Annotated in this window: 16 protein-coding genes; 8 read left to right on the top strand and 8 right to left on the bottom strand. The window is 35.1% G+C overall.

The window, feature by feature from the left end:
* Positions 1–1,251, bottom strand: coding sequence for a quaternary amine ABC transporter ATP-binding protein (locus AC27VX_RS16785; RefSeq protein WP_300690236.1), 1,251 nt, complete (start codon positions 1,249–1,251; stop codon positions 1–3).
* A 537-nt stretch (positions 1,252–1,788) separates the two neighbouring features.
* Positions 1,789–2,154: a DUF1304 domain-containing protein gene (locus AC27VX_RS16780; RefSeq protein ID WP_236857678.1), complete on the bottom strand. Its 366-nt coding sequence runs from the start codon at positions 2,152–2,154 to the stop codon at positions 1,789–1,791.
* Positions 2,155–2,218: 64 nt separating this feature from the next.
* On the opposite strand from AC27VX_RS16780, the gene AC27VX_RS16775 reads away from it, so the two are divergent.
* The 3 genes from AC27VX_RS16775 (at position 2,219) to AC27VX_RS16765 (ending at position 3,737) form a co-directional block, all read left to right on the top strand.
* Positions 2,219–2,791: a Crp/Fnr family transcriptional regulator gene (locus AC27VX_RS16775; RefSeq protein ID WP_488696775.1), complete on the top strand. Its 573-nt coding sequence runs from the start codon at positions 2,219–2,221 to the stop codon at positions 2,789–2,791.
* A 63-nt stretch (positions 2,792–2,854) separates the two neighbouring features.
* Positions 2,855–3,286 (top strand): DoxX family protein, encoded by a 432-nt coding sequence (locus AC27VX_RS16770; protein ID WP_488696773.1) that lies wholly within the window; start codon positions 2,855–2,857, stop codon positions 3,284–3,286.
* A 7-nt stretch (positions 3,287–3,293) separates the two neighbouring features.
* A complete protein-coding gene (locus tag AC27VX_RS16765) occupies positions 3,294–3,737 on the top strand; it encodes a carboxymuconolactone decarboxylase family protein (RefSeq protein ID WP_236857681.1) in 444 nt (147 codons plus the stop codon).
* 280 nt (positions 3,738–4,017) lie between these two features.
* On the opposite strand, the gene AC27VX_RS16760 is transcribed toward AC27VX_RS16765, so the two are convergent.
* From AC27VX_RS16760 to AC27VX_RS16745, 4 genes are all read right to left on the bottom strand, one after another.
* The gene (locus tag AC27VX_RS16760; protein WP_300690241.1) at positions 4,018–5,001 is read right to left on the bottom strand and encodes an aldo/keto reductase; all 984 of its coding nucleotides are present in this window, start codon (positions 4,999–5,001) and stop codon (positions 4,018–4,020) included.
* Positions 5,002–5,180: 179 nt separating this feature from the next.
* Complete coding sequence (locus AC27VX_RS16755; protein ID WP_236857683.1) at positions 5,181–5,855, bottom strand: type 1 glutamine amidotransferase domain-containing protein; 675 nt, start codon at positions 5,853–5,855, stop codon at positions 5,181–5,183.
* 80 nt (positions 5,856–5,935) lie between these two features.
* Positions 5,936–6,223 carry a putative quinol monooxygenase gene (locus AC27VX_RS16750; protein ID WP_488696770.1) on the bottom strand — a complete coding sequence of 96 codons (288 nt, stop codon included), beginning with the start codon at positions 6,221–6,223 and terminating at the stop codon, positions 5,936–5,938.
* Positions 6,220–6,837, bottom strand: coding sequence for an NAD(P)H-dependent oxidoreductase (locus AC27VX_RS16745; protein WP_236857685.1), 618 nt, complete (start codon positions 6,835–6,837; stop codon positions 6,220–6,222). The genes AC27VX_RS16750 and AC27VX_RS16745 overlap by 4 nt, the downstream gene beginning before the upstream one ends.
* Positions 6,838–7,027: 190 nt before the next feature.
* On the opposite strand from AC27VX_RS16745, the gene AC27VX_RS16740 reads away from it, so the two are divergent.
* From AC27VX_RS16740 to AC27VX_RS16730, 3 genes are all read left to right on the top strand, one after another.
* On the top strand, positions 7,028–7,774 hold the full coding sequence (locus AC27VX_RS16740; protein ID WP_488696767.1) for a metallophosphoesterase family protein: 747 nt from the start codon (positions 7,028–7,030) through the stop codon (positions 7,772–7,774).
* A 262-nt stretch (positions 7,775–8,036) separates the two neighbouring features.
* On the top strand, positions 8,037–8,972 hold the full coding sequence (locus tag AC27VX_RS16735) for an alpha/beta fold hydrolase (protein ID WP_488696765.1): 936 nt from the start codon (positions 8,037–8,039) through the stop codon (positions 8,970–8,972).
* A gap of 102 nt (positions 8,973–9,074) precedes the next feature.
* Positions 9,075–9,974: a LysR family transcriptional regulator gene (locus tag AC27VX_RS16730; protein WP_300690248.1), complete on the top strand. Its 900-nt coding sequence runs from the start codon at positions 9,075–9,077 to the stop codon at positions 9,972–9,974.
* On the opposite strand, the gene AC27VX_RS16725 is transcribed toward AC27VX_RS16730, so the two are convergent.
* Both AC27VX_RS16725 and AC27VX_RS16720 read right to left on the bottom strand, forming a co-directional pair.
* A complete protein-coding gene (locus AC27VX_RS16725; protein WP_236857689.1) occupies positions 9,948–10,415 on the bottom strand; it encodes a GNAT family N-acetyltransferase in 468 nt (155 codons plus the stop codon). The genes AC27VX_RS16730 and AC27VX_RS16725 overlap by 27 nt on opposite strands.
* Positions 10,415–10,849, bottom strand: coding sequence for a GNAT family N-acetyltransferase (locus AC27VX_RS16720; protein WP_300690250.1), 435 nt, complete (start codon positions 10,847–10,849; stop codon positions 10,415–10,417). Before AC27VX_RS16720 ends, AC27VX_RS16725 begins: the two co-directional genes overlap by 1 nt.
* 361 nt (positions 10,850–11,210) lie before the next feature.
* Here AC27VX_RS16720 and AC27VX_RS16715 point away from each other — a divergent pair, with 361 nt between their 5' ends.
* Both AC27VX_RS16715 and AC27VX_RS16710 read left to right on the top strand, forming a co-directional pair.
* The gene (locus AC27VX_RS16715) at positions 11,211–12,086 is read left to right on the top strand and encodes an aldo/keto reductase (protein ID WP_488696762.1); all 876 of its coding nucleotides are present in this window, start codon (positions 11,211–11,213) and stop codon (positions 12,084–12,086) included.
* Positions 12,087–12,260: 174 nt separating this feature from the next.
* Complete coding sequence (locus AC27VX_RS16710; RefSeq protein WP_236857692.1) at positions 12,261–13,319, top strand: NAD(P)H-dependent flavin oxidoreductase; 1,059 nt, start codon at positions 12,261–12,263, stop codon at positions 13,317–13,319.
* The last annotated feature ends 40 nt before the right edge of the window (positions 13,320–13,359 follow it).

Raw genomic sequence — 13,359 nt, 5'->3', positions numbered from 1 at the left:
TTATTGATTGTTTGCGATTTCTTTTAATTCAATGATTTCTTCTTCGTTAAATTTCGTAGCCTCTATAATGAGAGATAATTGGGTAACAAGACCTAGAAATTTATTGTTTTCATCTACCACAGCGATGGCTGATTTACTTCCGGAAATTAATGGTAACATTTCTTCAACGGTAGCTTCAGGGTAGACAGAAGGCACATTGCCGTTTATAATTGATTCTACGGTTGGTTCTTTCTTTTTTGCAATTTGAACCACGTCCTTAAGCGTTACAAAACCAAGAAATTTATTTTGAAAATCTACGACAGGTAAGTTTTCTAAGCCTGTTGCTCTCATTTTTCTTAGGGCCCCTTCAGGGCCGTCTTTTCTAAAACGCACTACAGTCGCTTTATCGAACATCAAAGATCTGGCGGTGATAATTGTTTTGCGGTCCACTTTCTCTACAAATGCTTTTACATAGTCACTTGCAGGATTGGTTAAAATATCTTCAGCTGTTCCTATCTGTTCTATGACACCATCTTTCATGATGACAATACGGTCTCCGATTTTAATGGCCTCGTCCAGGTCATGCGTAATGAAGACAATGGTTTTTTGTAATGTATTTTGCAATTCAAGCAACTGATCCTGCATTTCAGATTTTATCAAAGGATCCAGTGCCGAGAAAGCCTCATCCATAAGCAATACTTCAGGATCATTAGCCAAAGCTCTTGCTAATCCTACTCTCTGTTGCATTCCTCCTGAAAGTTGGGCAGGATATTGGTTTTCGAAACCATTTAATCCCACAATATCCAGTGCTTTCTGTGCTTTTTCATCACGGGAAGCTTTATCTTCTCCTCTGATTTCCAGTCCGAACCCTGCATTATCCAGAATCGTATGATGGGGCAGCAGTCCAAACTTCTGAAATACCATACTCATCTCCGTTCTTCTTACTTCCAGAAGCTCTTTATTGTTTTTGCTGGTGATATCATCATCATTGATATATACTTTTCCTGAAGTGGGTTCGTTCAGCCTGTTAAGGCAGCGAAGTAAAGTAGATTTTCCGCTTCCTGACAACCCCATGATCACAAAGAATTCACCTTCATAGATTTCAAAACTTGCTTTGTTGATTCCTATGGTGCATCCTGTTTTTTCAAGAATTTCCTTTTTGGAAAAACCTTTGTCTAAAAGTTCCTGAGCTTTTTCTTTGTTTTTACCAAAGATAATGGTCAGATCTTCAACTTTAAGTTTTACTTTTCTAGTGTTTTCATTTTTTTCCATATTCAGATTTTTTTGATTAATAAATGATATAATAAATTGTATACCAATTTATTATATACGATAAATTTAGTTATTCTGCTGCTGGTCATGTAAAATAAATTACTGAGCTTATAATGACAAAAGCTTTTAACAAAAAAATATTACCATAAGGACCCAATGGCCTTATGTTTATTTTAAATATTTCAATAGATTATACTCTAGAAAAAGAGTGTATTATGTAAAAATAGGTTAATATCTTACATAAATTTTACAATTAAATTACTGATGAAGTAATTAAAGATATGTGTACAGAACAACTTGAATTTCTACATTTCATCAAAATGCAGGCCAATAGAAAAAACCTGTGTATCAGTTTTTTATGACGGTGCAAAGGTACAAATTTTATATTAAATGGATTTTTGAGACGTAAGGAGCTGGTTTAAAGACTGGTTATGGAAGGGTGAATTCACAACAGTTTTTCTCATGATCATTGAAGATAGGAGTATATTGAGGATCCTAATATTTAAAAAAAATTCTTTAGAAATATGACTAATTAAATTACCTCAGTAAAACAACAATAATGGCCAGAATAGCAGGTAAAGCCTGAACGAAAAATATTTTCTTCGTTGCAGAAATTGCTCCATAGATTCCAGCAACCGCTACGCATCCCAAAAAGAATAGGGCCACGTTAGTCTGCCATTGCGGATCTTTAATCAAAAACGACCATATCAGTCCGGCAGCCAGAAAACCATTATAAAGTCCCTGATTAGCCGCAAGTCCTTTGGTAGGCTTAAACATTTCGGCGGGCAGAGCAGCTTTGAAAACTTCCTTTCCTTTGGTTTCCCATGCAAACATTTCCATCCAGAGAATATAAAGATGTTCCAGAGCAACAACAGCGATAAGAATTTTGGCTACGATTTCCATGATTAAATATTTTGTCATTGTAAAACTAAAAAAATAAAGTTAAGTTTGGTTACTAAATTTTAAAATGGAAACTTTCAAAGCGCATTTAGATAAATTCATTACGATCAATGATGAGGAATTTGCTTCCATCATTTCTTTTTTTCAGGTTTTAAAAGTAAAAAAGAAAGAAAACCTGATGCTTGAGGGTGATGTTTGTAAGTTTAAATATTTTGTTTTGGAGGGATGTCTGAGAAAATTTTTTGTCAATGAAAAGGGAGTAGAGCAAACCACGGAGTTTGCCATAGAAAACTGGTGGATGTCAGATACTTTTGCTTTTGAAAAACAGATGAAGTCAAGTTTCAATATTCAGTCTGTAGAAAATTCTAAAATCTTAACCCTTGATTTTCAGTCTCAGGAACTTCTATTGGAAAAGCATCCCATTATGGAACGTTATTTCAGAATGGTATACCAAACAGCTTATGCCGCTGCCGAAAAAAGAATCCGTTATATTTATGAGATGACAAAAGAAGAATATTATGTGCATTTCAGTACATTGTACCCTTGGTTTATCCAAAGAATTCCGCAATACTTAATTGCTTCCTTTTTAGGTTTTACACCAGAATATCTTAGTGAGATCAGAGCCAAATTACGTTCTTAAACCAGTTTAAGATTTTTACGGATCAGAAACCGGAAATTTGTCATGTTATTAAAAGAGAATACAATGACAGCTACAAAAAACCAATTTCCACAGTTATTTTTAAGACTTGCTCTTTCTGTGACCATGCTGTCTGCTGTAGCAGACCGGTTCGGATGGTGGAGTAAAGAAAATTCCTCATGGGGAAACATGGACAGTTTTAAAATGTATACAAGAGAACTGACTTTTTTTCTTCCGGAAACTCTAAGTACTTTTTCAGCTTATGCAGCAACCTTTTTGGAAATTCTTTTTCCATTGATGCTGATTGCAGGGTTTAAAACCAGAATTGCAGCCTACGGAAGCAGTATATTATTGTTGATTTTTGCCCTGTCAATGACTGTTGCAATGGGACCCAAAGCACCACTTAATTATTCTGTATGGGTAGGGAGCGCTGCTGCTCTTTTATTGGCGGTCCAGCAATACTATTCTTTGAGTATCGATCAATTAACCAAAAAATAATATAATAATGAGCGCAAGATTAAATATTGCAACAGTAGATTCAGCAGCTTATAAAGCTATGTTGGGATTGGAAGGATATCTTCAGACCACTTCTTTAAGTCATATTCAGAAAGAACTGATAAAAATAAGAGCTTCCCAGATTAATGGATGTGCTTTCTGCCTTGATATGCATACGAAAGATGCCATAAAATACGGAGAAACTCCACAAAGAATTTTTATTCTGAGCGCATGGAGAGAAGCAAAAGAATTATTTACAGAAGAAGAACAGGCACTTTTAGCGATGACTGAAGAAATTACTCTGATCAGCCAAAATGGATTAACAGAAGAAACGTATCAGAAAGCCATTGCTATTTTTGACGAAGCTCAGATTGCACAGATTATCATGGCTATTATTACAATCAATGCCTGGAACAGGATTGCAGTTAGTACTCATCTTCCGATTGCAAAATAATATCTGTTTCAGACTATTTACTTATTTATTTTAAAAAAAGAGTTTTTCAATTTTGAAGAACTCTTTTATATGATAAGTTATAGGGTAATAGAATTAAAGACTTGATTTTCGTGGTTTATCGTTCTGATTGATAATGATCCAAGCCTGGAGCTATTCAGAAAATTTATTAATTCAAACGTTTTTGATTGATTGTTTTTCATTGTTTATAATTTATGAAATAAGAGGAAAAAAAACAGGTAAATCATCTCCTAGAAAAAGACAGTTTACCGGGGTTTCCATATTATATTTCATTCAGAGCAGAATTGATGGAGTTCAATTCTTCCTGAGACAGGTCAATAGACATTGCTTTTGCATTTTCAATCGCCTGCTGTGCATTTCTTGCTCCTGCTAGTACTACCGTGATTGCCGGCTGCAGGGCCGTCCATCTAAGGACCAGCTGTGAAAGGGTTGCTCCTTTGTCCTGAGCGATAGGTTCAATTTTTTCTAAGAAAGTTTTTACTTTATTTAAATCAAACTGTGAAAAATAACCATTTCTGTGATCGTTTTCCTTTAATTGAGTTTCTTTGAAATATTTACCTGTTAAAAGACCTCTTTCCATCGGGCTGTATACAATGATTCCTGAATTGTTTTCCAGAGAATAAGGAACCAGATCATTTTCAATAGCACGGTTCAGCATGCTGTAAGAAACCTGATTACTGGCTAGCGTAAGTGTTCTGGCGGCTTCTTCCATTTGTGCTATGCTGTAGTTACTTACCCCTGCTGCAAGGATTTTTCCTTGTTGGATCAATAGTTCCATCGCTTCCATTGTTTCACTGATTGCTGTTGTATTGTCTGGCCAGTGGAGTTGTAAAAGATCAATATAATCTGTACCTAGTCTTTTTAAACTTTCTTCAACTTCTTTGATGATGTTTTCCTTAGAAGCCAATTTGTAGACGGGGACTATTTTTCCTTCGTCCTGAGCATCAAAGAAAAATTCTCCTTTTCCGTTATTGCTTCCGTCCCATACCAAACCGAATTTTGTCAATAGTTGGATTTTTGAACGGTCTTTTCCTTTAATGGCCTCACCAATCATTTCTTCACTCAATCCGAAGCCATAGAATGGAGCCGTGTCAATAGAAGTTACTCCATGATCCAGTGATGCGTGAATAGAATTGATAGAATCCTGTTTTTCATTACCGCCCCACATATTTCCCCCAATGGCAAAGGCTCCGTGTGTAATTGTAGATAATTCTAAGTCTGTATTTCCTAATTTTCTGTATTCCATTTTTTTATTTTAAATAATAAGCCGCAAAAGTCACAAAAGATTATTTTTCTATACATAGAGTTTACTTTATGAAGTTTAAATGTTCTGTACATGAAAGTTCATATAAGAAGAAAATCTTTTATTCTCATGATCATTTAAATTTCAGAACTTTTGTGACTTTTGTACTTAAAAATTATATGTTATTTGTTTAACTCTTTTAATATTGCTTCTCCAACACTCTTTGCAGACTGCGGATTTTGCCCTGTGATCAGCCTTTGATCAGTCACCACATGATTTTGCCATAGTCCCGATTTTTCAAATTTGGCCCCTCTTTCTTTCAACTTGTTTTCCAGTAAGAAAGGAACTACATCTGTTAATTTTACTTCAGCTTCCTCTTCATTGGTAAAGGCATTGATCTTTTTACCATCCACGAGGTATTTTCCGGTATTCAGTTTGATATTCACCAAGCCTGCCGGGCCATGACATACACCTGCCACAATACCTCCGTCTTCATAGATTTTTGAAGCAATAGCCGCCAGTTCTGTATTATCAGCAAAATCCCACATCGCACCATGCCCTCCTGCATAGAAAATAGTTGAATACTCTTTCGGGTTGACTTCAGCTGGGGTTAAAGAATGGTCGATTTTGTCTTTGTATTCTTTGTTTTCCCAGAACTCCTTATTCACAGGATCTTTCAAATCGAACCCATCTACAGGAGGAGTTCCGCCTTTTGGACTTACAAAATCAATTTCATAGCCCGCTTTGTGAAGAACTTCCCACGGGTGAGAAACTTCGCCAAGGTAATATCCTGTGTTTTCGCCTGTATTTCCTTTTTTATCATGACTGGTTACGACGAACAAAATTTTCTTTTTCATATGATTAGATTTTTGGTGTTGCGCATTGATAAATCCTACGGTGAGAAGGATAAAACATACAAGTGACAGTTTTTTCATAGTTAAATGATATGAGTGGTATAAATCTGAGGTTTTTCCTGAAGTTTTTCATCTACCAAAGTTCCGAAAGCCTGAATATAAGGCTGCTGATTATGCTGTTCCAATCCTTCTTTACTTTTCCAGATTTCGTAGAATACAAATTGGTTTTTGTCCTCAATTCCCTGGTGAAGGCTGTAGAGTTCACACGCTTCTTCTTTTCTGGTTTCTTTCACCATATTCTGAAGAACTTCCAAAACTTCTTTCTGATGTTCTTCTTTTGCTTTTATTACTGCTGTAAGGTGGATTTTCATGATACTAATTCTTGTTTTAATTCTTTTTCAAATACGTTTTTTACATGTTCTCTGTAAAGTTTCATGTCACGTTCTATATTGGCATTTTTCTCTACATCATGGAAATGGAAGCTTTCCATCTTTTCCAGAGAAACAAAAGCATTCATTCTATGGAATCCAAATAATGGTCCATCATCTACACTTCTTTCGCTAAAAAATTCTCCGGGAAGCGTGAAAGCTGTTGCAGGAGCATTCCAGCTTGTAGTCAGCATATATTTTCTGCCGCCCAGCATTCCTCCTGTACCATAATTAATCTCGGGATTTTCAGCATTTCTTCCATCACTCATATAAATTCCTTTTGCATGACCTGCTGTGAAAACTTCATCGATATATTTTTTAAATCCGTTTGGAAGCTGAAACCACCAGATCGGGGTATGATAAATGATATAATCAGCCCATACAAATTTCTGGACTTCTTCATTTTTGTCATAGTATTCACTTACATTCGTTATCTTTACCTCTACATTTTCAAATTCTTTAAGAACTGCTAAAGTGTTCTCTGCTATAGTTTGATTATATTTTCCTCCGGAATGTCCGAAATTCTGTCCTCCGTTGATAATTAATACTTTTTTCATTTTTTGATGATTGTTTAAATTTTACTCTGCAAAGTTAGGAGGGATTATTGTATAATAAAAATAGTATAAGTTATACATATCTATTATAAAAATAATAGATTAAATTTTGCTATTTGTGTAAAATATCATATTGCTCGCTGGTCACGATTTCATTGTTCTCTTGTAAATTTGTTATAATAATAGAATGAATATGATACAGATTGCAGTTTTTAGTGATGTGCACGGAAATCTTCCCGCACTGGATTCGGTGCTTAAGGATATAGAAGAAAGAGGAATTCATCAGAAATTCTGTTTAGGTGATCTGGTAGATTTTGCACCGTGGGGTAATGAAGTCACTGAAAAAATAAAAAAAATGAATATTCCTTGTCTCCTTGGAAATCATGACGAAAGAATTGCTTTTGATATTCCTGTAGTTCCTTTATCTAAGCATTCTGAAGAGGAAACGAATGCCAGATTTGTAGCGATTGATCATTCTAAAAAACATATTACAGAAGAGAACAAAAAATTTTTATCAGAGTTACCTTTTCATTTAAAATTAAACTATAAAGTAGGGAAGAAGCACTGGAATATTCAGCTTGTTCATTCCAGTTTATCAAGTAATGATACCTATCTTTATGAATCGGAAGATGATGAGGTTTTTGAAAATATGCTGAAAGACTCACAGTCTGATATTATTGTGATGGGGCATACTCATTTATCCTTTAAAAAAAAGTTTGAAAATGGCAAATGGGCAGTCAATTGTGGTTCTGTAGGTAGATCCAAAGAAGAAAACCGCCTGGCTTCTTACCTTATTCTTACCATAGAAGAAGACAGAATTTCTCCTGAAATTGTACAGATAGCGTATCCTCTTGCAGAAACTGTCCGTGGAATTGAAGAAAGTGATATTCCTGATTATTATGCCTTTTTTTTAAAAAATCAAAAAGTGTCGGAGATCTAACGATCGTTTTGGGTCTTTCAGAGACAATTTATTCAAAATTTTCTTATCATCCATTATTTTAAAAACAGACGATTTATATTCTTTTTTAGGAGTGTAATCTTTTGATATGTAGCACTTTGTGATTATTCGAACTTTGATTTGTATGCATTCGGACTGATTTTATCATTAAAATCAGTCCGAATTTTTTTATCCGGACTTCTATGAACATTATCCATGGCATCTTTGTATCAGATTATTCAAGTCAACTTAAAATTTAGAAATCATGAAAAAAACAAGCCTTCTTCTTTTTGTGCTATTATCAGTATTTTGTTTCGCACAATTACATAAGGGAAAAATAGATACCCTGCTTACTCCGGAAATAGGAGGAATAAAACAAGCCATCGATATTAAAACAGATGATTCCCGAAAACCCATCCTTCTCTTTTTATCAGGCGGACCGGGAAGTTCAATGAGGAAAAATGCGGATTCTTTTACAAATATTTTAAAGGATAAATTTACTATTGTTCAATGGGATCAGAGAGATGCCGGAAAAACGCTGGAACTAAATCCTTCACCCGTTCAGCCTTCAGTGGAGCTTATGGGACAAGATACTTATCAGGTGATTAATTTTTTGAAAAAAGAATTAAAACAGGAAAAAATATATCTGTTAGGGAGTTCCTGGGGAAATGCTTTAGGTTTTTATATTGTTAGAAATCATCCTGAACTTTTACATGCCTATTTTGCGGTAAATCCAGTTGTCAGCCAATTAGAAAGTGAGAAAGAATTGCTTATTATTTTAAAAGATTATTTTAAGGAAGATCCGGTTGCCAGTAAAGAACTGGCAGATGTACATATTCCTTTTACAGTAGATGAAGACCTGTTTTATTTAAGAAAATGGCTTTTTTATAAAGATGGAAAACAGTATGTAAAAAGTGAAGATTTCAAGAAAGGCTTTCTGCAATGGTCAAAAACATGGTCACCAGCATGGAACGAAGTTATGAATATTGATCTTCCAGAAACTTTAAAGAAAATAAAGTGTCCTATTTATTTCTTTGTCGGAAAAAATGACATCCAAACCTCCACCAGAATTACAACTGGATATTTTGAAAAAGTAAAAGCCCCTAAGAAAGACTTGTTTTTATTTGAAAATTCCGGACATCAGATTCATAAAGATGAACCGGAAAAGTTCCAGAATACAATTATACAGGTCGTAAAATAAGAGCTGGACTGAAAATTTACAGGCAATAGATGATGTGTTAAAATTTGTATCAGTATTATAATTATTTTGTAATTTTGCATCAGAATATTAATAATATAAGTTGTGGTCAATTTAGAATGGTATCGTACTTTTAAAGCCATATATAAAACAGGAACCCTGACAGGAGCAGCCGATGCATTGTTTATTTCACAGCCAGGAGTAAGTCTGCATTTAAGTTCCCTGGAAGCTTATGTCGGCTATAAACTGTTTGACAGAACAGGGCGGAAAATGATCCCGACAGAAAGAGGAAAAGTCCTGTTTAATGCAGTTGCAGAACCTATTACCAAACTGGAAGATGTAGAGAAAAACTTTCAAAAATCTACTGAAAAACATACCCCAACAATCAGCGTAGGAATGTGTTTTGAAACTTTTCAGACGACTTTAGAACAATATGTTTCTTCGCTGTCTTTCAATCTGATTATCAGTTTCGGAGAATATCCGGAAATGCTGGATCAGCTGGATAAAGGAATCCTTGACCTCATCATCACGCCCAAAAAAGGATCTTCACCTAACATAGAACATGAAGCATTTTCTTCGGAGCAGATTATTCTTGTAGGCGGGAAAGATGTGGATACAGCTGCATTCAGTAAAGTACTTAAGACTAAAGATGCTGAGCAGATAGAAGAATGGCTGAAGAAAGAAAAATGGTATGGAACTACAGGAGATATGGAGCATCTTTTCCAATTTTGGACGTTGAATTTCGGGCATAAACCGAATTTTCGCCCCAATTATATTGTACCCAACCTGAACTCAATCATCCGTTGCCTGAAAGGAGGGACCGGGCTGGCTGTTATTCCCGACTTTTTATGTAAAAATGAAATTGAAAGCGGGGAAGTCAAGCTGGTTTGGGAAGGGAAGAAGAAGCTGGAAAATACACTGTATTTCGGATGCCGAAAAAAGACGAATTATCAAACGGAAATAGACCATATCAAAGGATTATTCCGAAAGGTGATGAGTAAGTAGAACCATATCACACATTTGTAAACCGTTTTCATAGATAGGTTCAGGATAATTTTCAATAAAGAAATTCTTCCTTACTCCCGTTTTTAGAAATCCGTTTTTCTCATAAAATCTGATCTGTTGGAACCCAGTGTCTGAAGTTCCAACGGTTAGTTTTTGATAAAGTTTTTCAAGGGCAATCCTTTTTGCTTTATTGATCAGAATTCTCCCTATCCCTTTATTTCTGTAACTTTCAATGACCGCAATATTTTTGATTTCCAATTCACTATTACTGTTTCTGTAAAGTGCCATTACAGCAATATTGTGCTCTCCATCATAAAGCAGATAAATATCACAATTGAAAATATACTGATCTATGGCTTCGGTAGTTTCATCAGCCAGCAGCAAAAGTTCATAAGGAATTTTCTCTCCAGGTTTAACGATATTGAAAGTGAAATTTTCCATTAAAGGCTCATATGAATAAGCGGATAATTTTTTCCGGAACCATCTTTCTCGGATCTTCCGGTTTTTTTGAACCCCATTTTTTCATAAAACCCGATTGCCTGCGGATTTTGTTCATTCACATCCACTTTACTAAGGTCGGTTTTTTCTTTCATAAATTTGTAAAGTGCTTTTCCATAACCTTTTCCACGGTCGTTATTATGAATGAAAAGCATTTCCAGATTTCCTTCTGCTACAGAGGCAAACCCTTTAGCATCACCGTTTTCTGTAATTAAATAGACTTCCAGATTCGGAAGATAATCTCTTGGAATGGCTTCTTTGAAATAATTAAAATCTTCTTCCGCAAGAAAGTAGTGGGTAGCCTGTACCGCTGATTCCCAGATTTCCATAATTCTTGGATAATCTTCAGCATTGGCAAGCCTTATTGAATGTGACATGATTTGAAATTTGTACAAAAATAATAAAATTGGGGGAAGTGAGGGGAAAGGGAAAAGGGGAGAATGAAAAATTGAAAATGGGAAAAAAGGGAATTAGGAATTTTGAAATTCATAGATTGATGATGAAATTCTTGTACTCGAAGCTATTATAAGACCAGCTTTATCGGAAATAAAATTAAAATCCTTGTCTTCTTACTTTTTCGATATCATTTTTATCCTTATAATTCGAAAAGACAATAAGTTAAAAAGCTTATTAAATAACAATTTTTTAACAGGAACAGTAAAATTGGTAGGTAGAAGTTCCGATTTTTTGTTGCAAATTTGTTTAATCACTTTATATTAAAATCAAAAATAAACGATTATGCAAAAGAAAACCTATACAGGGCAGCCTGTGGTAACCTTAAATAACGGAGTGGATATTCCGGCTTTAGGCTTTGGAGTATGGCAGATGGAGAACTTGAAAGAATGTGAGAATGCAGTAATCAAAGCTATTCAGACAGGATACAGAATGATAGATACTGCGGCTATTTATCAAAATGAAACAGCGGTAGGTATTGCGGTAAAAAATAATGGAGTAGACAGAGATGAACTGTTTATCACTTCAAAAGTATGGGTTCAGGACCATGGCTATGAAAAAGCAAAAGCTGCTTTCCAGAGAACATTGAACAGATTGCAGATGGATTATCTTGATATGTATCTTATTCATTGGCCTTATGGAGACTTTCTGGGAACATGGAAGGCTTTGGAGGAACTGTATAAGGAAGGAAAAATCAGAGCAATTGGGGTATGTAATTTTACCGTTGAAAAACTGGAGGAATTAAAAGCTAATGCTACTGTTTTACCGGTAATTAACCAGATTGAGCTGCACCCGGTATTCCAACAGAAGGAGCTGCAGGTGTACGACAGAGAGAACAATATTGTAACACAGCCTTGGAGCCCTCTGGGAAATGGAAACGCCAATCTTTTAAGTAATACTGATTTAAAAGCTATTGCAGATAAATATGGTAAAACTGTTGCTCAGGTAATCTTAAGATGGCATTTACAGGAAGGATTTGTTGTAATTCCAAAATCTGTTACTCCGTCAAGAATTGAAGAAAACTTTAATGTATTTGATTTTAAACTGACAGAGGATGAAATGAATACTGTTCGTTCATTAGACACAGGAAAAAGATTATTTTTTGATCCGAAAGATCCGGAATGGGAGCAGAAAATGCTGAATTCGGTAGCGGATATTTAATGGTTAGAAATTATAAATTAGTCCCGCAGATTTCATAAATTTCACAGATTTAAATTCTGCGTTATCTTTGAAATCTGTGGGATTTTCATTTAAAATAATCATTGTGAGCAATATAATCCCTTTGCGGGGTTCCAATTGCTTATTTGCAGGTAAATTTTAAAAAAAATAATTCTTATGTTTTGGCCGGATACAATCAGTAAAAAACTAGGGATACAATATCCTTTAATTCAGGCTCCGATGTTTGGAGTAAGTACAACCCAGATGGTTGCAGCAGCGGCAAAAGCAGGTTGTTTGGGATCATTAGCTCTTGCAGATCTCTCTGCAGACCAATCTGCAGAACTGATCAGAGAAACGAGAAAGCTAACTGATCAACCTTTTGCCGCGAACATTTTTGTGCATCATATTCCTGAAATTACAGATGCTTTTAGAGAGAAGTTTATTAAAGCCAGGCAGTTTTTAGAACAACTTACGAAAGAAAATAATATTGAAGTCAGTTTTCCTGATCTCGATGATCTGAATGTAAAAAGTTATCATGAACAGGTAGATGCAATTATTGAAGAAAACTGTAAAATACTAAGTTTTACATTTGGGAATCTGGATGATAAAAGTATTCAGAAGTTAAAGGAAAATAACGTCACTCTTATAGGCACCTGTACTTCGGTAAAAGAGGCTGTGATTTTAGAAAAATCGGGAATTGATATCATTTGTGTACAAGGAACAGAAGCAGGAGGGCACAGAGGTACCTTTGATCCGGATCATATTCCACAAATCGGAGGTCTGTCTTTGTTATCTCAGGTTTATGATCATGTAAAAGTTCCGTTGATTTATGCCGGAGGAATTTATAATTCAAAAACTTTACTTGCCGCTAAAGACTTAGGAGCGCAAGGCTTCCAGCTAGGCAGCCTTTTATTGGCTTCTAATGAAAGTGCGTTAATGCCTTTTGAAAAAGATAGGCTTAAGCGGGTAGAGGAAGAGGAAATAATGCTGACAAAAAGTTTCTCTGGAAGATATGCCAGAGGAATTAAAAATAAATATATAGAAGCTGTTGAAAATACAGAATATATTTTACCTTATCCTTATCAGAACAAATTGACCAATGCACTACGTAAGGTATCAAAGTCTTTGAGTAATCCGGAATTTGTTAGTCTCTGGGTTGGACAGTCGATTCATGATTATAGTGAGCTTTCTACAGAAAAAATACTGAAGATGCTTATACAGGAAGTAGAAGTTTAAATAAAATAAAGAAATCCTTTCAGAGAATGAAAGGATTTTT

This window comes from Chryseobacterium sp. 14P4.3.2 (genome assembly GCF_057799275.1).
The sequence above is the reverse complement of the archived record's forward strand: the minus strand, read 5'-3'. Positions and strand labels throughout refer to the sequence as shown.